Genomic DNA, 17,307 nt, shown 5'->3' on the forward strand with positions numbered 1-17,307 from the left:
GGCGACCGCACGCGGTCACCGGGGCTCGCCGCTGTCCGCACCCCGACGCTGTCCGGCAGAGGAGCCATCTCGTGACCAAGCCCAGCGCCACGCCCGTCCTGATCACCGTCACCGGACCGGACAAGCCGGGGGTGTCCTCGGTGCTGTTCGCGGTGCTGACCAGGCACGGCGTGGAGATCCTCGACGTCGAGCAGGTCGTCATCCGGGGTCGGCTCGTGCTCGGCGTGCTGGTCGGCGCGGACCGCGACCCGGAGGGCCTCCAGGAGGCCGTCGAGCAGGCCATGGCGACGGTGTCCATGCAGGTCGAGGTGGAGGTCGACGCCGACTCGAAGCGCACCGCGCGGCTGGAGTCCAGCCACGTGATCATCGTGATCGGGCGCCCGGTGACGGCCCGCGCGTTCACCGAGGTGGCGCGGCGGCTCGCGGCGCTCGGCGTGAACATCGACGCCATCCGCGGCGTCGCCGACTACCCGGTGACCGGCCTGGAGCTGCGGGTGTCGGTGGCGCAGGACACCGAGGAGAGCGACGCGGCGCTGCGCGCGGCGCTGGCCGAGGTGGCGGTGCGCGGCGGGCTGGACGTCGCCGTGGAGCGGGCCGGCCTGACCCGGCGGGCGAAGCGGCTGGTCGTGTTCGACGTCGACTCCACGCTCATCCAGGGCGAGGTGATCGAGATGCTCGCCGCGCACGTCGGGGTGGAGCCGCAGGTCAAGGAGATCACCGAGGCCGCGATGCGCGGCGAGCTGGACTTCACCGAGTCGCTGCGGCGGCGGGTGGCGCTGCTGGAGGGCCTCGACGAGTCGGTGCTGGACGAGGTGGCGGCGTCGCTGGAGCTGACCGCGGGCGCGCGCACCACCGTGCGGACGCTCAAGCGGCTCGGGTTCCGGTGCGGCGTGGTGTCCGGCGGGTTCACCCGGGTCATCCGGAGCCTGGTGGACGAGCTGGGCCTGGACTTCTGCGCGGCCAACGAGCTGGAGGTCGTCGACGGCAAGCTCACCGGGCGGGTCGTGGGCGAGGTCGTGGACCGGGCGGGCAAGGCGGTGGCGCTGCGGCGGTTCGCCGACCGCGAGGGCATCCCGCTGGCGCAGACCGTGGCCGTCGGCGACGGCGCGAACGACATCGACATGCTCGGCGCGGCCGGCCTGGGCGTGGCGTTCAACGCCAAGCCCGCGCTGCGCGAGGTGGCCGACACGGCGCTGTCCCACCCGTTCCTGGACGCGGTGCTGTTCGTCCTCGGCGTGACCAGGTCCGAGGTGGAGGCCGCGGACGCGGCGGACGGGTTGGAGCTGAACCGGCTGTGAACGACCTCCTGCGGATGCTCGTCGACCGGCATTACGCCACCGACGAGGAGGACCCGGCCGCGGTGCGGGCCATGCCGGTCGTGCTGCGGATCGAGCGGGCCGACCCGCCGGCGCGGACCGAGGTGCTGGAGGCCGCCGCCGCGGCGGCCGTCGCGGTGTGCCTGGACGAGCGCGCCGAGCCGGGCGGCGAGTGGCACGACGAGCTGGTGGCGTGGGTGCGCGGGCGCATCCGGAAAGTGTCGCGGCGGGCCCGCGGGGCGCACTGGGAGGCCGTGCAGGCGCTGCCGGGGGTGACGGTCGCGGTGGGCGGCGCGCAGGTGCGGGCGTTCGTGCCGGGGAAGGTCTCCGAGCTGCCCAAGGAGCTGAGCCGGTTGCAGATCTCCGGCAGCGAGCTGCCCGCCGACGAGCCGGGGCCGGTGCCGCCGGGCGCGCACGAGCTGTGGCTCAACCCGCGCGTGGCGATGACGGCGGGGAAGGCGGCGGCGCAGGTCGGGCACGCGTCGATGCTGCTCGCGCCGCACCTGTCGCCGGTCGAGCTGAAGGAGTGGGCCGAGCTGGGGTACCGGTGCGCGGTGCGCACGCCGTCCGCCGCCGAGTGGGACGCCCTGGTGGCCCGCCCGGACGTGGTGCTCGTGCGTGACGCGGGGTACACCGAGGTCGCTCCGGGCACCGCGACCGTGGCGGTCAACCGCTCGTAGGGGTTTGGTTCGTCCGGTTTGTGGCAACCATCCGTGACGTGGGCCTGCTGGATGTTCTGGACGAGAAGCTCGGCGACGGGCTGGAGAGCCTGCTGTGCGCGCACCACTCGCGGCGGCTGCGCAAGCTGGGCTGGGACATGACCTCCGGTGACGGCTGGTGGTCCCCCCACCGGCCGGTGCGCACGGGCAACCGGGTCGAGGTGCTGGTCGACGGGCACGAGGTGCTCCCGGCCATCGCCGAGGCGATCACGTCGGCGAAGCGGTTCGTGCACATCGCCGGCTGGTGCACCAGCCCCGACTTCCGGCTCACCCGCGAGGAGGGCTCGCCGTCGCTGCGCGACCTGCTCGCGTCGGTGGCGACGCGCGTGCCCGTGCGGCTGCTGCTGTGGGCGGGTCCGCCGGTGCCGATGTTCGAGCCGACCCGCAAGCGCGTCCTCGCCCACCAGGCCGAGTTCACCCGGGACAGCGCCGTGTCGTGCGTGATCGACGCGCGGGAGCGCACGCTGCACTGCCACCACGAGAAGATCGTCGTGGTGGACGACGAGGTGGCGTTCGTCGGCGGCATGGACCTCACCGCGATCGAGGGCGACCGCCACGACACGCCCCGGCACCCCGCCCGCGAACCCCTCGGCTGGCACGACCTGGGCACCCGGCTGCGCGGGCCGGTCGTCGCCGACGTGGCCGACCACTTCCGCGCCCGGTGGCAGGAGATCGCGGGGGAGGAGCTGCCCGAGCCGTCCGTGCCGGCACCGGCGGGCACGTCGTCCGCGCAGCTCGTGCGCACCATCCCGGAGCGCACCTACGACTTCGCGCCCAAGGGAGAGTTCAGCCTGCTGGACTCCTACCTGCGGGCGCTGCGGTCCGCCGAGCGGCTCGTGTACCTGGAGAACCAGTTCCTCTGGTCGCCCGAGGTCACCGAGATCCTGATCGACAAGCTGGCGGACCCGCCGCACCCGGACTTCCGGGTCGTCCTCGTGCTGCCGCGCAAGCCCAGCAACGGCGCGGACACCACGAAGGGCCAGCTCGGGCGGCTGATCGACGCCGACGACGGCGGTCGCCGGCTGGTCGCGGGCACCCTCACCTCGCACGACGGCGAGACGTCCTCGTCGGTGTACGTGCACGCCAAGCTCGCCGTCGTGGACGACCGCTGGCTCAGCCTGGGTTCGGCCAACCTCAACGAGCACTCGCTGTTCAACGACACCGAGGTCAACGTCGTGACCGACGACGCCGACGTGGCCCGCGACACCCGCCTGCGCCTGTGGTCCGAGCACCTCCAGCGCCCCGTGGCGGACGTGTCGGGCCCGGCGCACGAGGTCGTGGACACCCTGTGGCGCGAGGTCCTGGAGTCCGACGGCGAGCACCGGGTCACCGCCCTGCCGGGCGTGTCGCGCCGGGCGGGCCGCCTCCAGGGACCGCTGCGCGGCCTCCTCGTCGACGGCTGACCGCTCACCCCGACCGGGCCGCGCCCAGGTGGTCGAGCAGCGCGGCCAGGCCCGGGTGCGGGTCGTCGCGGCGGTGGACCAGGGAGTGCGGGTACACCGGCGTCGGGTCGCGCACGGCCACGCGCCGGAGGTCGTGCTCGGCGGGCCAGGACAGGCGGGTGCGCTCGCCCGCGAACGTCGCCAGGTCCGGGGAGGCCGCGACCTCGTCCAGCAGTGGGCCGACGCCGAAGTTCGGGCCGGTCGCGTCCAGGGTGAGCCCGGCGCCGGCGGCGAGGGCGCGGTAGTAGGCGGCCCACTCGCTGCCGTCGGCCAGGGCGGGCAGCCGGATGCGGTGGCCCGCGAGGTCGGCGAGCGCGACCGCGCCCGCGTCGGCGAGCGGGTGGCGCGGGCCGGTGAGCAGCTGGAGCGGTTCGTCCAGGGCCCGGACGGCGACCAGGTCGCCGGGCGGCGGGTTGTCCGGGAGCAGGGTGTCGGGGAGCAGGGTGTCCGGGAGCAGGGCGCGGAACGCCGCGTCGACCGCGCCGGAGCGCAGGCCGGACAGCGCCGCGCGGGCGTCGCGGAAGTGGGTCACGACCTCCAGCTCCACGTCGGGGCGCGCGTGGTGGAAGTCGCGCAGCAGGGCGGCCGGCGCGAGGTGCCTGCCGACCACGTCCACGCGCAGCGGTCGCCGGTCGGGCCGCACGGAGGCCACCGCCAGGTCCGCGGCGCGCAGCAGCTCGCGGGCGCGGGGCAGGAACGCGAGCCCGGCCGCGGTGGGCACGACCCCGCGCGGGGTGCGGGTGAACAGCCGCACGCCGAGGCGGCCCTCCAGCGCGGCCACCCGCTTGGACACCGCCTGCTGCGTCACGGACAGGTCGTCGGCGGCGTCCTGGAAGCGGCCCGCGTCCGCCGCGGCGACGAACGTGCGCACGGCGTCCAGGTCCACGCCGGTGGACCCTAGCGGCACAACGCGCCGTTGTGGCCGTCCGCACGACCGGTTGTTTGCGCCGCCCCGCCGCGGACCGCTGTGCTGCCACCCGGCGACGAGGGGGCGGGTCGGTGGGGCGGGACTTCCGGTGGTTGTGGGCGGCGCACGCGGTCAGCGCGTTCGGCACCCGGTTCGCGTTCGACGCGTTCGCCCTGATCGCGGTCGTCGTGCTGCACGCCGGCACGGCGGGGGTCTCGGCCCTGGCCGCGGCGGGCCTGGCGGTGGGCGCGGTCGCGGCGACGTCGCTCGGCCCGTGGGTCGAGGTCCGCGGCAAGCGGTCGGTGATGCTCGGCGCGGACCTGGTCCGGTGCGCGGCGCTGGCGAGCGTGCCCGCGGCGTTCGCGCTCGACCTGCTCGGCTTCCCCCACCTGCTGGTCGTGTCGGTCGTCGTCGCGGCGGCCGACACGACGTTCCAGGCGGCGGCGGGCGCGTACCTGAAGGCGCTCGTGCCGCCGGCCGACCTGCTGGCGGCGACCTCGCGGCTGGAGGCGACCGCGTGGACCGCCACCGCGCTCGGACCGCCGCTCGGCGGGGTCGCCGTCGGGGTGCTCGGCCCGGTGGCGACGGTGACGGCCGACGCGGTCAGCTACCTGCTGTCCGCGCTGGGCGTGCGGGCGGTCCGCGCTGACGGGCCCCGTCCCGCGAGCGCCGACGGGCCCCGTCCCACGAGCGCCGACGGGCCCCGTCCCGCGAGCGCCGGCGCGCGGCGGTCGCGCGGCCTGACCGCCGGGTGGCGGCACGTGCTGGCCGACCCGGTCCTGCGCCCGCTGTTCGCCAACGCGGTGCTGGTCAACGCCCTGATCATGACCACCGCGCCGCTGCTGGCCGTGCTCATGCTCGGCGACCTGGGGTTCGCGCCCTGGCAGTACGGCCTGGCGTTCGCCCTGCCGTGCGCGGGCGGCCTGCTCGGCGCGCGGCTGGCCGGCCCGCTGGTGGCGCGGTTCGGGTCGGGGCGGGTGCTGGTCGCCGCCGGGGCGCTGCGCGCCTGCTGGGTGCCCGGCCTGGCGTTCGTCCACCCCGGCACGACCGGGCTGCTGCTCGTCATCGCCGTCGAGTTCGGCCTGATCACCAGCATCGGCGTGTTCAACCCGGTGTTCGCCGCCCGGCGGCTGGAGCGGGTGCCGACCGACCGGGTGGCCCGCGTGCTGACCGCGTGGTCGGTCGGCGGCAAGGCCACCACCGCGCTGCTGACCGCCCTGGGGGGCGTGCTGGCCGCCGTGACCGGTCCGCGGGTCGCGATCGGGGTGGCCGGCGTGCTGCTGCTGGCCACCCCGGTGCTGCTGGTCCGCGCCGCCGGGGCGCTCACGGGTTCGCGGCGTCCAGGCGCTTGAGCGCGGCCTTCACGACCTCCGGGTCGTAGGTGGTCCAGAACGGCGGCAGCGAGGCGCGCAGGAAGCCGCTGTAGCGGGCGGTGGCCAGGCGCGGGTCCAGGACGGCGACCACGCCCTTGTCGCTCATCGAGCGCAGCAGGCGCCCGGCGCCCTGGGCCAGCAGCAGGGCGGCGTGGGTGGCGGCCACGGTGAGGAAGCCGTTGCCGCCCCGCGACTCCACGGCCTTCTGCCGCGCCGAGGCCAGCGGGTCGTCCGGGCGCGGGAACGGGATGCGGTCCATGATCACGAGCTGGAGCGCCGGACCGGGCACGTCCACGCCCTGCCACAGGGACAGGGTGCCGAACAGGCACGTGTCCGCGTCCTCCGCGAACCGCTTCACGAGCTGGCCCGTGGCGTCGTCGCCCTGGCACAGCACCGGGTACGACAGCTTGCCGCGCAGCGCCTCCGCCGCCGCCTTCGCCGCGCGCATCGACGAGAACAGGCCCAGCGTGCGCCCGCCGGCGGCGTTGACCAGGCCCTCGATCTCGTCCACGTACGCCGGGGGCAGGCCGTCGCGCCCCGGCGGCGGCAGGTGGCGGGCGACGTAGAGGATGCCGCTGGTGCCGTGCTCGAACGGCGAGCCCACGTCCAGGCCGGTCCACCTCACCGCGCCCAGGTCGGACGGCGGCTCCTTGTCCGTGGCGGTCCCCGCGGCCTTCGCGGCGGCCGACGACGCGGGCAGGCCCCACTGGCGGGCCAGGGTGTCGAACGTGCCGCCGAGCGTGAGCGTCGCCGACGTCAGCACGGTGGTGCGCTTGCCGAACAGCCGCTCGCGCAGCAGCCCGCCCACGCCCAGCGGCGCCACCCGCAGCGACGGGGCCTTGTTCCGGTCGGCGAAGTCGCCCGACACCCACACCACGTCGTGGTCGTCGTCGAACGCGCCCAGGATGCGGGCCGCGCAGTCGTGCACCTCGTCGAGCAGGGACAGCGCGAGCTTGCGGTCCGTCGCGCCCTCCGGGTCCTCCTTGCGCTCGGGACCCAGCGAGGTGATGCACGCGTGCGCGGCGTCCTTGGTGGCCCGCAGCGCGCCCGCCAGCGCCTGCGGCAGCGAGTCGAGCCGGCCGGGCGGCACGTCCTCCAGGATCATCGCGAGGCCGTCGGACGCCTCGGCCATCCGGTCGGCCACGGACTGGTCGATCAGCCGGCCGCAGCGGCGGGCGGCGGTCGCCACCAGCGACCCGCTCAGCTCCTCGGTCGCCACCGAGGTGACCCGGTCGACCAGGTCGTGCGCCTCGTCGATCACGACCACGTCGTGGTCGGGCAGCACCTGGTAGCCCTCCAGGGCGTCCACGGCGAGCATCGCGTGGTTGGTGACGACGACGTCGGCCCGGCCCGCCTCGGCGCGCGCCTTCTCCGCGAAGCAGTCGGTGCCGATGGGGCACTTGGCGACGCCCAGGCACTCGCGCGCGGTCACCGACACCTGCCGCCACGCCTGGTCGCTGACGCCCGGCACCAGCTCGTCGCGGTCGCCGGTCTCGGTGTCGGAGGACCACTCGTGCAGCCGCTTCACCTCGCGGCCCATCCGGGACACCGCGAACGGGTCGAACAGGCCGGGCTCGTCGGGCTCGTCGGGCGCGCCGGTGTGCAGGCGGTGCATGCACAGGTAGTTGCGCCGGCCCTTGAGGATCGCGAACCGCGGCTCGCGGCCCAGCTCCTTCTTCAGCGCCTTGGCCAGGCGGGGCAGGTCGCGGTCCACGAGCTGCCGCTGGAGCGCGATGGTGGCGGTGGAGATGACGACCGTGGATTCCTCGGCCACGGCGTGCCGCAGCGACGGCACGAGGTAGGCCAGGGACTTGCCGGTACCGGTGCCGGCCTGCACGGCGAGGTGCTCCCCGGTCCGGATCGAGCGCTCGACGGCCTCGGCCATGTCCACCTGGCCGGGGCGCTCGGCGCCGCCGACGGCCTCCACGGCCACGGCGAGCAGGGTGCGGGTGTCGGGGATCGAGGCGGTGGCGGGCACGGCGAAGACCGTACCCGCCACCACCGTCAGAGCCCGGCGAGCACCCGCCTGCCCAGCTCCACCGCGGCTTCCCGGTGGACCTCCGTCAGCTCCACGTCCGCACCGCGCCGGGCGGCGACCAGGTCGTGCAGCGGGCCGGCGAGGTCGGGCCAGTGCGCGGCGGCCAGCTCGGCGGCCCGCGACTTGGAGACGATCTCCCCGGTCCGGATGGTGTGCCACTGCCGGGCCGGGCCGAACGCGACCCACAGCACGCCCGCGCGCAGCCCAGGCCCGGTGACCTGGGCGACCAGGTCGAGCAGGGGCCGCCAGTACTCGACGAGGTTGCGCCGGCAGTACTCCTCGACCTCGGCGCGGGTCACCGCGGGCGACGGCCGCCGGCCGCGCAGCGTGGTCGAGTACGCGGCGAGCTGGAGCAGCACGACGGGCGTGACCTCGCCGCCGGAGGAGTGGAACCCGCCCTCCCGGGCCCAGGGCCCGGGTTCGCCGCCCACCAGGTAGACGACGTCCAGGTCGGGGGTCTGCGCGGCGGCCAGCGCCGCCAGGTCGGCGGGCGTCGGCGTGCGCGACAGCTCGACCACGAGGTCGAGGTCGGACCCCGGCCGGTGGTCGTCGAGCGCGGCGGAACCCACCACGTGCGCGGCGGCCACCAGGCCGGGGGCGGACTCGTCGAGCGCCCTTAAGTGAGCGTCGTTCACTTCTTCTTGACCAAGTTCACCAGCGCCCACGCGGCGGGCAGCAGGCCGGCCGCCAGGGCGATCTTGAGCACGTCGCCCAGCAGGAACGGGGTCACGCCGAGCTGGAGCGCCTTGCCGAACCCGACGCCGGCGGCGGCCATCAGCCACGGCACGCCGCACGCGTAGATCGCGAGGTTGCCCAGGGCCATCGTGCCGGCGGTCCGCAGCGGGGTCCGGTCGCCGCCGCGCGCCGCGAGGTGCCCGACCAGCACCCCCGCGAACACGAAGCCGACGACGTAGCCGAGCGAGGCGGGCGCGCCCGAGGAGGCGCCCTGGAACCACGGCACCCCGGCGACGCCCGCGACCAGGTACAGCACCATGGACGCGCCACCGCGCTGCCAGCCGAGCGCCGCGCCCACCAGCAGGGCGGCGAACGTCTGGCCGGTGATCGGCACGGGGCTGCCCGGCACCGGCAGGGCCACCTGCGCGGCCAGACCGGTCAGGCCGGCGCCCGCCACGACCAGGGCGATGTCGCGCGCGAGGGCGCCGGGGACCAGGTCGGCGAGCACCGCGCGACGGCCGGGAACGGCGAGGACGGACACTGTGGGACCTCCTGGGGATCGACTTCTCCCGGAGGTTAACCGGCGGTCACGGCTCCGGTCTTCGTCGGAACTCGACAAAGTAGGGCACGTCACGCGGTGGGTCCCACACCGTGGTCCCCCCGGCCCGGTCACCCCGCCCCGGCAGCCCCGCCCCGGTCGCCCGCCCCGGCAGCCCCGCCCCGGTCGCCCGCGCCGGCTGCCCTGCTCCGGTCGCCCCCGCCCCGGCCGCCCGTCGCGGCGGGGCCGCCCGGTGGTCATCGGACCCGCGCCCGGCGAACCTCAGCCCCGGATCGGGTGACGCGGCGACCGCGCCCCCGGCGCGGCACCCACCGACCGTGGACGCGGCTGGGCGCTTCGGGTGGCGTTGATCGTCTTTTACGGGGAGCAACCCTTAATGCGATCGAAGGAAAGCCGATAGGGGCAATTGCTCGATGGATCATCAGGAGAAGGGGGCGCAAGGTGGAGGAAGTCCTGCTGCTCGCGGGGACCCGTCCCGATGCGGTGAAGATCGCGCCGGTGGCCCTGGCGCTGGCCGACCACCCGGTGCTGCGGCCCGTCCTCGTCCACGGCGGGCAGCAGCCCGCCCTGGTCGAGCAGGCGCTGCGCTCGTTCGGCCTGCGCCCCGACGTGGAGCTGGACGTGCCGCGGACCGCCGGCGGCCAGGCCGACCTGTTCGCCGGGCTGCTGCCCGCGCTGGACCGGGTGCTGACCACCCGCGAACCGTCCGCCGTCCTCGTCCGGGGCGGCACGACCACCGCGCTGGCGGGCGCGCTCGCCGCGTTCTGGCGCGGCGTCCCGGTGGCCCACCTGGAGGCCGGCCTGCGCGCCGGCGACCCCGCGGGGCCGCTCCCCGAGGAGGGCGCCCGGCAGATGATCGCCCGCATCGCCGCGGTGCACCTCGCGCCCACCGACGACGACGCCGCCGCGCTCGTCGGCGAGGCGCTGGCCGACCGCGAGATCGTGGTCACCGGCAACACCGCCGTCGACGCCGCCCGCCGCGCCGCCGCCGCGGACCTGCCCGCCCGCGACCCCGACCTGGCCCTGCTGGAGCAGGTCCTCGACGAGCGTTCCGAACGGCTCGTGCTGGTCACCGCGCACCGGCCCGAGTCCCGGGGCGCGCCGCTGGAACGCGTGCTGCGCGCCGTGCGCACCCTCGCCGACCGGCACCCCGACGTGCGCGTGCTGGTCCCCGCGCACCCGGACCCGGCCGTGCGCTCGGCGGTCGTGGACGTGCTCGGCGACCACGAGCGGGTCGTGGTGAGCGGGCCGCTGGACCACTCCGACCTGGTGCGCGCCCTGCGGCGGGCCGCGCTGGTGCTCACCGACTCCGGCGGCGTCCAGGAGGAGGCGCCGTCGTTCGGGGTGCCCGTGCTGGTGCTGCGCGACGCGACCGAGCGGCCGGCGGCGGTCGACGCGGGCCGCGCCTGGCTCGTCGGCACCGACCCCGTCCGCATCCTCGCCGAGGCCGGCTGGGTGCTCGGCTCGCGGCTGCGGCTGCCGGCGGGGCGCAACCCGTTCGGCGACGGGCACGCGGCGTTCCGCGTCCGCGGCGCCCTGGAACGCCTCGTCGGCCTGCCCGACGGCTTCTCCGGCGCGCCGCTGCCGGTCCGCGTCCCCGTTCGCGACCCACGGTCATTCCTCACCCGACCGGGTATCGGACTTTCCCCTACCGCGTGATGTGCGGACAAGACCGGTGGCGCGCCCGGTCCGGTCTCCGATCATTCGAGCACCAGACGAAGGGCGACCACCATGAACCACTTCCGAGCGCGCCGGGTCGGGGCGCTGACCGCGGCGCTCGCGCTCGGCCTGACCGCGGCGCCGGCCGCGTGGGCGGCCAACCCGGCCGGCGTCGCGTCGGTCGGCTCGGCCGACTTCACCAAGGCGGGCACCAGGGTCGTGATCGAGCCGCTGGCGGCGTGCGCCGTGGACGGCACCACGACCGCGAGGTCCGAGCCGGTGACCCGCACCGGCGTCCGCTTCGGCGAGGGCGGCTCCGGCTGCACCACCACCGTCGTCGACCCGGCGGCGGACCGCACGACCACCTCGTCCGAGGCGACCGGCGCCGACTTCGAGCTGTCCGCGCTGGTGTCCGCCGGCGGTCCGCGCCTGCGGGTCGCCCGGTGGAGGACCACCTGCGCGGCCACCGACCGGGGCACCGAGGTCGGTTGGGGGGCCGAGGGCCTCGGCGGCTTCGCGGGCCTGCCCGAGCAGGTCCCGAACAACCACGTGCACGAGGTGCGCAAGGCCGACGGCACGGTCCTGGCGCGGGTCACGTTCGGCGAGACGGTCCTGCCCGAGCCGAACGACGGCAGCATCGCCGTCACCGCGCTGCGCGTCCGCTTCACCGAGGCGTCCGGCGTGACCGGCGAGGTGGCCCTCGGCTCGGCCGCCTGCTCACCCACCCCGTGACGCGGGTCGGGGGTCACCCGGCGAGGTGACCCCCGGACCGGGTCAGGCCACGGTCGGCGTGCCGGTCAGCGCCACGCCCGCCTCGCCGAGCCGGGTCAGCGCCGAGTCCACCGTCGACCGCGCCACGCCCGCCGTCAGGTCCAGCAGCACCGTGGTGGCGAAACCCGCCGCCGCCGCGTCCAGGGCCGTCGCCCGCACGCAGTGGTCCGTCGCGATGCCCACCACGTCGACCTCGGTCACGTCCCGCGACCGCAGCCAGTCCACCAGCGACTCGCCGCCGCCCGACGCGCCCTCGAAGCCCGAGTAGGCCGCCGCGTACTCGCCCTTGGAGAACACCGCCTCCACGGCCGTCACGTCCAGCTCCGGGTGGAACGACGCGCCCGCCGTCCCGGCCACGCAGTGCACCGGCCACGAGTCCACGAAGTCGGGCGTCTCGCTGAAGTGGTCACCCGGGTCCACGTGGTAGTCCCGCGTCGCCACCACGTGGTCGTACGACCCCGACGCGATGTGCGCCGAGATCGCCGCCGCCACCGCCGCGCCGCCCGCCACCGCCAGGGACCCGCCCTCGCAGAAGTCGTTCTGCACGTCCACCACGACCAGTGCCTTGCTCATGTCGGACCCCCTCAGAGGAACGTCGTCGGAATCGCGGGCTCGCCGCGGGACAGCTTCAGGCCCTCCCACGGCACGGTCACCAGGGCGGCGCGCAGCCGTTCCCGGCTCTCCGCCAGGGTGTCCAAGCCTTCCACCCGCGACCCCTCCCGGACCAGCGGCACCGGCAGCAACCGGTCGTGCGCGCCCAGCTCGGGCTGCTCGTCGTGCGGGAACACGACCTCCTCCAGCGCCGTGCCCGTCTCCTTGTGCCGCCGCAGCGCGTTCTTGCGCCCGCCGCGCGACTCCTTGTGCGAGCTGCGCTTCGCCACCGGGCGGCCGTCGACCTCGACGAGCTTGTAGACCATGCCCGCGGTCGGCGCGCCCGAGCCCGTCACCACCGACGTGCCCACGCCGTAGGCGTCCACCGGCTCGGCCCGCAGCATCGCGATCGCGTACTCGTCCAGGTCGCCGGACACCACGATCCGGGTCTGCCGCGCGCCCAGCGAGTCGAGCTGCTCCCGCGCCTGCCGGGCCAGCACGCCCAGGTCGCCCGAGTCGATCCGCACCGCGCCCAGCTCCGGGCCGGCCACCTCGACGGCGGTCCTGATGCCGTTGGTGATGTCGTAGGTGTCCACCAGCAGCGTGGTGCCCACGCCGAGCGCGTCCACCTGCGCGCGGAACGCCTCCTCCTCGGTGTCGTGCAGCAGGGTGAACGCGTGCGCGCACGTCCCGGCGGTCGGGATGCCGTGCCGCCGCGCCGCCTCCAGGTTCGACGTCGCCGTGAAGCCCGCCAGGTACGCGGCGCGCGCCGACGACACGGCCGCCTCCTCGTGCGTGCGGCGCGAGCCCATCTCGATCATGCGGCGGCCGTTCGCGGCGCCCACCATCCGGGCGGCGGCCGAGGCGATGGCGCTGTCGTGGTTGAGGATCGACAGGGCCAGCGTCTCCAGCACCACGCCCACGCCGAACGGGGCGCGCACGGACAGGACCGGCGAGCCCGGGAAGTACAGCTCGCCCTCCGGGTAGCCGTCGACGTCGCCGGTGAAGCGGTACCCGCCCAGCCAGTCGAGGGTCGCGCGGTCGACCACGCCCGTGCGCTCCAGCAGCTCCAGCTCGTCCGGGCCGAAGGTGAACGAGGTGATGGCGTCGAGCAGCCGGCCGGTGCCCGCGACCACGCCGTAGCGCCTGCCCTCGGGGAGCCTGCGGGCGAAGACCTCGAAGACGCACGGCCGGTCGGCGGTGCCGTCGCGCAACGCCGCGGCCAGCATCGTCAGCTCGTAGTGGTCGGTGAACAGCGACGTCGACATGTCCAGAGCCTAAGCCGATCGGCGCAGACCGACCTGTGGGCTCCGCCACGGACCGGAACATGACACCATTGGCGGTATGACCACGCCCGTCGAGCAGGAGCGGACGCAGGTTGAGCCGACCGGTGAGGAGGTCCGCGCCGAGGACCGCCCCTGGCAGACCCTGGTCTGGAACGACCCGGTGAACCTGATGTCCTACGTGACGTACGTGCTCCAGAAGCTGTTCGGCTACAGCCGCGACCACGCGACGAAGCTGATGCTGGACGTCCACCACAAGGGCAGGGCGATCGTGTCGTCGGGGAGCAAGGACAAGGTGGAGGCCGACGTGGCGAAGCTGCACGCGGCGGGGCTCTGGGCGACCATGCAGCGTTCGTCGTGAAGAAGTGGAGCCGCGCCGGCGACCAGGTGCTCGGCCGGTTCGACCGGCAGGAGGCCGCCGTCGTGCGCGGGTTGGTCAGCCAGGTCCAGGACATGCTCGCCGCCCGCGCCGAGGAGGCGCCGCAGGACGAGCTGGCCGAGCTGACCGGTATCCGCACCGGCCCCTCCACGCCGCCCGACGACCCGATCCTGGGCCGGCTCCTGCCCGACTTCCACCGCCTCGACCCCGACGCGCCCGACCCGTCCGAGGTCGACTCCGCCAACGCGCTGCGCTCGCTGCACGAACCCGCGCTGCTGGACCTGAAGACCGGCGTCGCCGCCGTCGTGCTGGCCACGTGCCCGGCCGAGGGCGGCGAGGTGCGGCTGGAGCTGGAGCAGGCCGAGGCGTGGCTGTCGGCGCTCAACGACGTCCGCCTGGCCCTGGGCACCGCGCTCGACGTGCAGGAGGACATGCCCGAGGAGCTGCCGCCCGACGACCCGCGCTCGCCGCACCTGGGCGTCTACCACTGGCTCACCTGGGTGCAGGAGACCCTGGTCGAAGCCGTCCTGGACTGAGACCGGCGTGCTGGTCGGCCGCGCGCCCGGTGTCGTGGTCCTGCTCGCGCCGGGCGGGGCGGTGGCGGGCGTCGACGTCCGGGGCGCCCCCGTCGGCACCCGCGAGCTGGACCTGCTGGACCCCACCGCGCTGGTGCGCCACGTGCACGCGGTCGTGCTGTGCGGCGGCGGGCTCGGCGCGGCCGAGGAGGTCGTGGGCCTGCTGGCCGAGCGCGGCACCGGCTTCCCGGTCGGGACCGCGGCGCACGAGGTCGTCCCGGTCGTCCCGGCCGCCGCCGCCCTGGGGCTGCCGGCGGGCGACGGCCGGGCCGCCTGCGGGGCCGCCCGCGAGGAGCGCGCCGGGGCCGTCGCGCTGGTGGGCGACACGGCGGCGGGGCTGGTCGTGGTCGAGGGCGACCTGACCAAGGCGGAGTGCCGGCGGGTGGCGATGTCCGCCCAGGACGGTTTCGCGCGGGCCGGCGTGTTCGTGCCGGCGACCGTGTTCGCGGTGGCCTCGGGGACGGGCGGGGTGTCCCTGGACGCGGCGTGCGCCGCCGCCGCCGACTCGCTGGAGCGGGCGGTCGCGGGAATCCGCCGGTAGCCGCCCGGACCGGGTTCGAACCGGGCCGGGTTCGAACCGGGCCGGGTTCGAACCGGACCGGGTTCGAACCGGACCGGGTTCGAACCGGACCGCCGAGGGGTACCCGTCCCCCATGTCTGGCGTGCAGAAGCTGCTCAGGTGGGTCGAGACGAGTCCCGCGGTGGACAAGGCCGCCGGTGCGCTGGCCGAGGCCATCCCCGCGACCCTGCGCCGGCAGGAGGTGACGAACCTGCTGCGCAAGCGGGCGCTGGGCAAGCCGGTGCACCCGGCGGTCGTGGTGCTGCCGATGAGCTTCTACGCCGCCTCCGCCGCGCTCGACCTCGCGCCCGGTGGCAGCACGGCGTCGCGCGCGCTGATCGGGGCCGGGCTGGCCGCCGCGCCGGCCGCGCTGGCGACCGAGCTGGCCGAGTACGGGACGCTGGACCGCGCCGAGCGCCGCACCGCGTTCGTGCACCTGGCCGCGAACGCCACCGCCACCGCGTGCTACCTGACGTCGTTCCGCCTGCGCGGGCACGGGTTCGGGCTGCTGGCGCGGGCGCTGTCGGCGGTGGGGCTCGCCGCGCTGGCCGCCGGTGGCGCGCTCAGCGCCCACCAGGCCCTGCTGCGGTCCCCGGAAGCGGTCGCGGCCAGCGGCGGGAGGCTCGTCGGCGAACCGGTGTAGCGGGGCTTCCCACGAAGCGGAACACCTTCCGCCACCACGTAGGATGACGGACGTGCTGGTGATTCGCCGTGACCTCGTGGACGCGATGGTGGCGCACGCCCGTCGCGACCACCCGGACGAGGCGTGCGGGATCATCGCGGGCCCCGAGGGCTCCGACCGCCCCGAGCGGTTCATCGCGATGGACAACGCCGAGCGCTCGCCCACGTTCTACCGCTTCGACTCGATGGAGCAGCTCCGGGTGCACCGCGAGATGGACCGGAACGACGAGGAGACGATCGTCGTCTACCACTCGCACACCGCCACCGAGGCGTACCCGTCGCGGACCGACGTCTCCTACGCGAGCGAGCCGCAGGCGCACTACGTCCTGATCTCCACGCGCGACCCGGAGCAGCACGAGCTGCGCTCCTACCGCATCGTGGACGGCGTGGTCACCGAGGAACCGGTCGAGGTCGTCGAGTCGTACATGTTCGCCCACACCGGCTCCGACGACACGCCCGACTGTCGCTGAGCCGCGCGTTCTCGTCGCACTTCACCAAACCCGTTCCTCGGAGGTCCCAGCATGGCCGTCACCGTCTCCATCCCCACGATCCTGCGCACCCACACCGGTGGGCAGAAGTCCGTCGAGGCCGCGGGCGCCACGCTCGCCGAGGTCATCGACGACCTGGAGACCAACCACGGTGGCCTGAAGCAGCGCCTGGTCAAGGAGGGCGCGCTCCACCGGTTCGTCAACGTCTACGTCAACGACGAGGACGTGCGCTTCGCGGGTGGCCTGGAGGCCGCCGTGAAGGACGGCGACACCGTGACGATCCTGCCCGCCGTCGCGGGCGGCTGATCCGTCCCGTGGCCAGGTACGACTCGCTGCTCGACGCGGTCGGCGGCACGCCCCTGGTGGGGCTGCCGCGGCTGTCGCCGTCCCCGGACGTGCGGCTGTGGGCGAAGCTGGAGGACCGCAACCCCACCGGCTCGATCAAGGACCGCCCGGTCCTGATGATGATCGAGGAGGCCGAGCGCTCCGGGGCGCTCACGCCGGGCTGCACGATCCTGGAGCCGACCTCGGGCAACACGGGCATCGCCCTGGCCATGGCGGCGAAGCTCAAGGGCTACGGCCTGGTGTGCGTGATGCCGGAGAACACCTCGTCGGAGCGCAAGCAGCTGCTCCAGGCGTACGGCGCGCGGATCGTGTTCTCGCCCGCCGCCGGCGGCTCCAACCAGGCCGTGGCCACCGCCAAGGAGCTGGCCGCGCAGCACCCCGACTGGGTCATGCTCTACCAGTACGGCAACCCGGCGAACCCCGACGCGCACTACCGCGGCACCGGGCCCGAGCTGCTGAAGGACCTGCCGACGATCACGCACTTCGTCGCGGGCCTGGGCACCACGGGCACGCTCGTCGGCGTCGGCCGCTACCTGCGCGAGCACAAGCCGGACGTGCAGGTCATCGCGGCCGAGCCGCGCTACGGCGAGCTGGTGTACGGCCTGCGCAACCTCGACGAGGGGTTCGTGCCGGAGCTGTACGACGCCGAGGTGCTGACCGGCCGCTACTCGGTGGGCTCCTACGACGCCCTGCGCCGCACCCGGCAGCTGCTGGAGGTGGAGGGCATCTTCGCGGGCATCTCCACCGGCGCGATCCTGCACGCGGCGCTCGCCGCGGCGGAGAAGGCGGTGGCGAAGGGCGAGTCGGCGGACGTGGCGTTCGTCGTGTGCGACGCGGGCTGGAAGTACCTGTCCACCGGCGCGTACGCGGGCACGCTGGACGAGGCCGCGGAACGCCTCGACGGCCACCTCTGGGCATAGCCCCCCGACGACGAAGAAGTCGCTGAC

The 17,307-nt window shown here is 75.3% G+C and carries 19 protein-coding genes; 13 read left to right on the forward strand and 6 right to left on the reverse strand.

The genetic code is table 11. The features are described from left to right. Positions 1–71: 71 nt before the first annotated feature. From serB to ACRAKJ_RS05390, 3 genes are read left to right on the forward strand one after another with little or no spacing between them, the layout of a single operon-like run. On the forward strand, positions 72–1,298 hold the full coding sequence (serB, locus tag ACRAKJ_RS05380) for a phosphoserine phosphatase SerB (protein ID WP_438925928.1): 1,227 nt from the start codon (positions 72–74) through the stop codon (positions 1,296–1,298). A gap of 14 nt (positions 1,299–1,312) precedes the next feature. Next, entirely contained in the window at positions 1,313–1,996 is a 684-nt protein-coding gene (locus tag ACRAKJ_RS05385; protein ID WP_438925940.1) for a peptidyl-tRNA hydrolase, read from the forward strand. Between the two features lie 38 nt (positions 1,997–2,034). Continuing rightward, positions 2,035–3,438 carry a phospholipase D-like domain-containing protein gene (locus tag ACRAKJ_RS05390; protein WP_438925927.1) on the forward strand — a complete coding sequence of 468 codons (1,404 nt, stop codon included), beginning with the start codon at positions 2,035–2,037 and terminating at the stop codon, positions 3,436–3,438. 4 nt (positions 3,439–3,442) lie between these two features. On the opposite strand, the gene ACRAKJ_RS05395 is transcribed toward ACRAKJ_RS05390, so the two are convergent. Next, complete coding sequence (locus ACRAKJ_RS05395) at positions 3,443–4,363, reverse strand: LysR family transcriptional regulator (protein WP_438925926.1); 921 nt, start codon at positions 4,361–4,363, stop codon at positions 3,443–3,445. Positions 4,364–4,476: 113 nt separating this feature from the next. Between ACRAKJ_RS05395 and ACRAKJ_RS05400 the strand changes: the two genes are divergently transcribed. Continuing rightward, on the forward strand, positions 4,477–5,736 hold the full coding sequence (locus ACRAKJ_RS05400; protein WP_438925925.1) for an MFS transporter: 1,260 nt from the start codon (positions 4,477–4,479) through the stop codon (positions 5,734–5,736). On the opposite strand, the gene ACRAKJ_RS05405 is transcribed toward ACRAKJ_RS05400, so the two are convergent. Genes ACRAKJ_RS05405 through ACRAKJ_RS05415 form a run of 3 tightly spaced genes read right to left on the reverse strand, consistent with a single transcriptional unit; the run spans position 5,708 to position 9,011 of the window. Further along, the gene (locus tag ACRAKJ_RS05405) at positions 5,708–7,735 is read right to left on the reverse strand and encodes an ATP-dependent DNA helicase (RefSeq protein WP_447008888.1); all 2,028 of its coding nucleotides are present in this window, start codon (positions 7,733–7,735) and stop codon (positions 5,708–5,710) included. The two genes, ACRAKJ_RS05400 and ACRAKJ_RS05405, sit on opposite strands and share 29 nt — an antisense overlap. A gap of 26 nt (positions 7,736–7,761) precedes the next feature. Further along, positions 7,762–8,430 carry a nucleotidyltransferase domain-containing protein gene (locus ACRAKJ_RS05410; protein ID WP_447008889.1) on the reverse strand — a complete coding sequence of 223 codons (669 nt, stop codon included), beginning with the start codon at positions 8,428–8,430 and terminating at the stop codon, positions 7,762–7,764. Then, positions 8,427–9,011 (reverse strand): biotin transporter BioY, encoded by a 585-nt coding sequence (locus ACRAKJ_RS05415; RefSeq protein ID WP_438925427.1) that lies wholly within the window; start codon positions 9,009–9,011, stop codon positions 8,427–8,429. The genes ACRAKJ_RS05410 and ACRAKJ_RS05415 overlap by 4 nt, the downstream gene beginning before the upstream one ends. Before the next feature lie 459 nt (positions 9,012–9,470). Between ACRAKJ_RS05415 and wecB the strand changes: the two genes are divergently transcribed. Both wecB and ACRAKJ_RS05425 read left to right on the forward strand, forming a co-directional pair. Further along, a complete protein-coding gene (wecB, locus tag ACRAKJ_RS05420) occupies positions 9,471–10,688 on the forward strand; it encodes a non-hydrolyzing UDP-N-acetylglucosamine 2-epimerase (protein WP_438925428.1) in 1,218 nt (405 codons plus the stop codon). A 72-nt stretch (positions 10,689–10,760) separates the two neighbouring features. Continuing rightward, positions 10,761–11,420, forward strand: coding sequence for a hypothetical protein (locus ACRAKJ_RS05425; protein ID WP_438925429.1), 660 nt, complete (start codon positions 10,761–10,763; stop codon positions 11,418–11,420). A gap of 42 nt (positions 11,421–11,462) precedes the next feature. Here the strand turns inward: ACRAKJ_RS05425 and ACRAKJ_RS05430 are convergent, their stop codons facing one another. Next, the gene (locus tag ACRAKJ_RS05430) at positions 11,463–12,032 is read right to left on the reverse strand and encodes an isochorismatase family protein (protein WP_438925430.1); all 570 of its coding nucleotides are present in this window, start codon (positions 12,030–12,032) and stop codon (positions 11,463–11,465) included. A gap of 11 nt (positions 12,033–12,043) precedes the next feature. Next, positions 12,044–13,318, reverse strand: coding sequence for a nicotinate phosphoribosyltransferase (locus ACRAKJ_RS05435; RefSeq protein ID WP_438925431.1), 1,275 nt, complete (start codon positions 13,316–13,318; stop codon positions 12,044–12,046). 76 nt (positions 13,319–13,394) lie between these two features. On the opposite strand from ACRAKJ_RS05435, the gene clpS reads away from it, so the two are divergent. The 7 genes from clpS to ACRAKJ_RS05470 all read left to right on the forward strand — a co-directional run bounded on the left by clpS (position 13,395) and on the right by ACRAKJ_RS05470 (position 17,280). Then, positions 13,395–13,694 carry an ATP-dependent Clp protease adapter ClpS gene (clpS, locus tag ACRAKJ_RS05440; protein ID WP_438925432.1) on the forward strand — a complete coding sequence of 100 codons (300 nt, stop codon included), beginning with the start codon at positions 13,395–13,397 and terminating at the stop codon, positions 13,692–13,694. Next, the gene (locus tag ACRAKJ_RS05445; RefSeq protein WP_438925433.1) at positions 13,691–14,248 is read left to right on the forward strand and encodes a DUF2017 domain-containing protein; all 558 of its coding nucleotides are present in this window, start codon (positions 13,691–13,693) and stop codon (positions 14,246–14,248) included. The genes clpS and ACRAKJ_RS05445 overlap by 4 nt, the downstream gene beginning before the upstream one ends. A 7-nt stretch (positions 14,249–14,255) precedes the next feature. After that, entirely contained in the window at positions 14,256–14,828 is a 573-nt protein-coding gene (locus ACRAKJ_RS05450; RefSeq protein ID WP_438925434.1) for a peptidase S58, DmpA, read from the forward strand. Positions 14,829–14,940: 112 nt separating this feature from the next. Continuing rightward, entirely contained in the window at positions 14,941–15,489 is a 549-nt protein-coding gene (locus ACRAKJ_RS05455; protein ID WP_438925435.1) for a DUF2231 domain-containing protein, read from the forward strand. A 52-nt stretch (positions 15,490–15,541) separates the two neighbouring features. Next, on the forward strand, positions 15,542–15,997 hold the full coding sequence (locus ACRAKJ_RS05460) for a Mov34/MPN/PAD-1 family protein (RefSeq protein ID WP_438925436.1): 456 nt from the start codon (positions 15,542–15,544) through the stop codon (positions 15,995–15,997). Positions 15,998–16,048: 51 nt separating this feature from the next. Beyond that, a complete protein-coding gene (locus ACRAKJ_RS05465) occupies positions 16,049–16,321 on the forward strand; it encodes a MoaD/ThiS family protein (protein WP_106615251.1) in 273 nt (90 codons plus the stop codon). Positions 16,322–16,329: 8 nt separating this feature from the next. After that, entirely contained in the window at positions 16,330–17,280 is a 951-nt protein-coding gene (locus ACRAKJ_RS05470) for a cysteine synthase (RefSeq protein ID WP_438925437.1), read from the forward strand. The last annotated feature ends 27 nt before the right edge of the window (positions 17,281–17,307 follow it).

The organism is Saccharothrix sp. DSM 118769, from assembly GCF_052936295.1.

Excerpts from the sequence above, each read along its gene's own strand:
- ACRAKJ_RS05465 (WP_106615251.1), top strand. The coding sequence starts at position 16,049 with ATGGCCGTCACCGTCTCCATCCCCACGATCCTGCGCACCCACACCGGT.
- ACRAKJ_RS05455 (WP_438925435.1), top strand. The coding sequence starts at position 14,941 with ATGTCTGGCGTGCAGAAGCTGCTCAGGTGGGTCGAGACGAGTCCCGCG.
- ACRAKJ_RS05425 (WP_438925429.1), top strand. The coding sequence starts at position 10,761 with ATGAACCACTTCCGAGCGCGCCGGGTCGGGGCGCTGACCGCGGCGCTC.
- ACRAKJ_RS05435 (WP_438925431.1), bottom strand. The coding sequence starts at position 13,318 with ATGTCGACGTCGCTGTTCACCGACCACTACGAGCTGACGATGCTGGCC.
- ACRAKJ_RS05430 (WP_438925430.1), bottom strand. The coding sequence starts at position 12,032 with ATGAGCAAGGCACTGGTCGTGGTGGACGTGCAGAACGACTTCTGCGAG.
- ACRAKJ_RS05385 (WP_438925940.1), top strand. The coding sequence starts at position 1,313 with ATGCTCGTCGACCGGCATTACGCCACCGACGAGGAGGACCCGGCCGCG.
- clpS (WP_438925432.1), top strand. The coding sequence starts at position 13,395 with ATGACCACGCCCGTCGAGCAGGAGCGGACGCAGGTTGAGCCGACCGGT.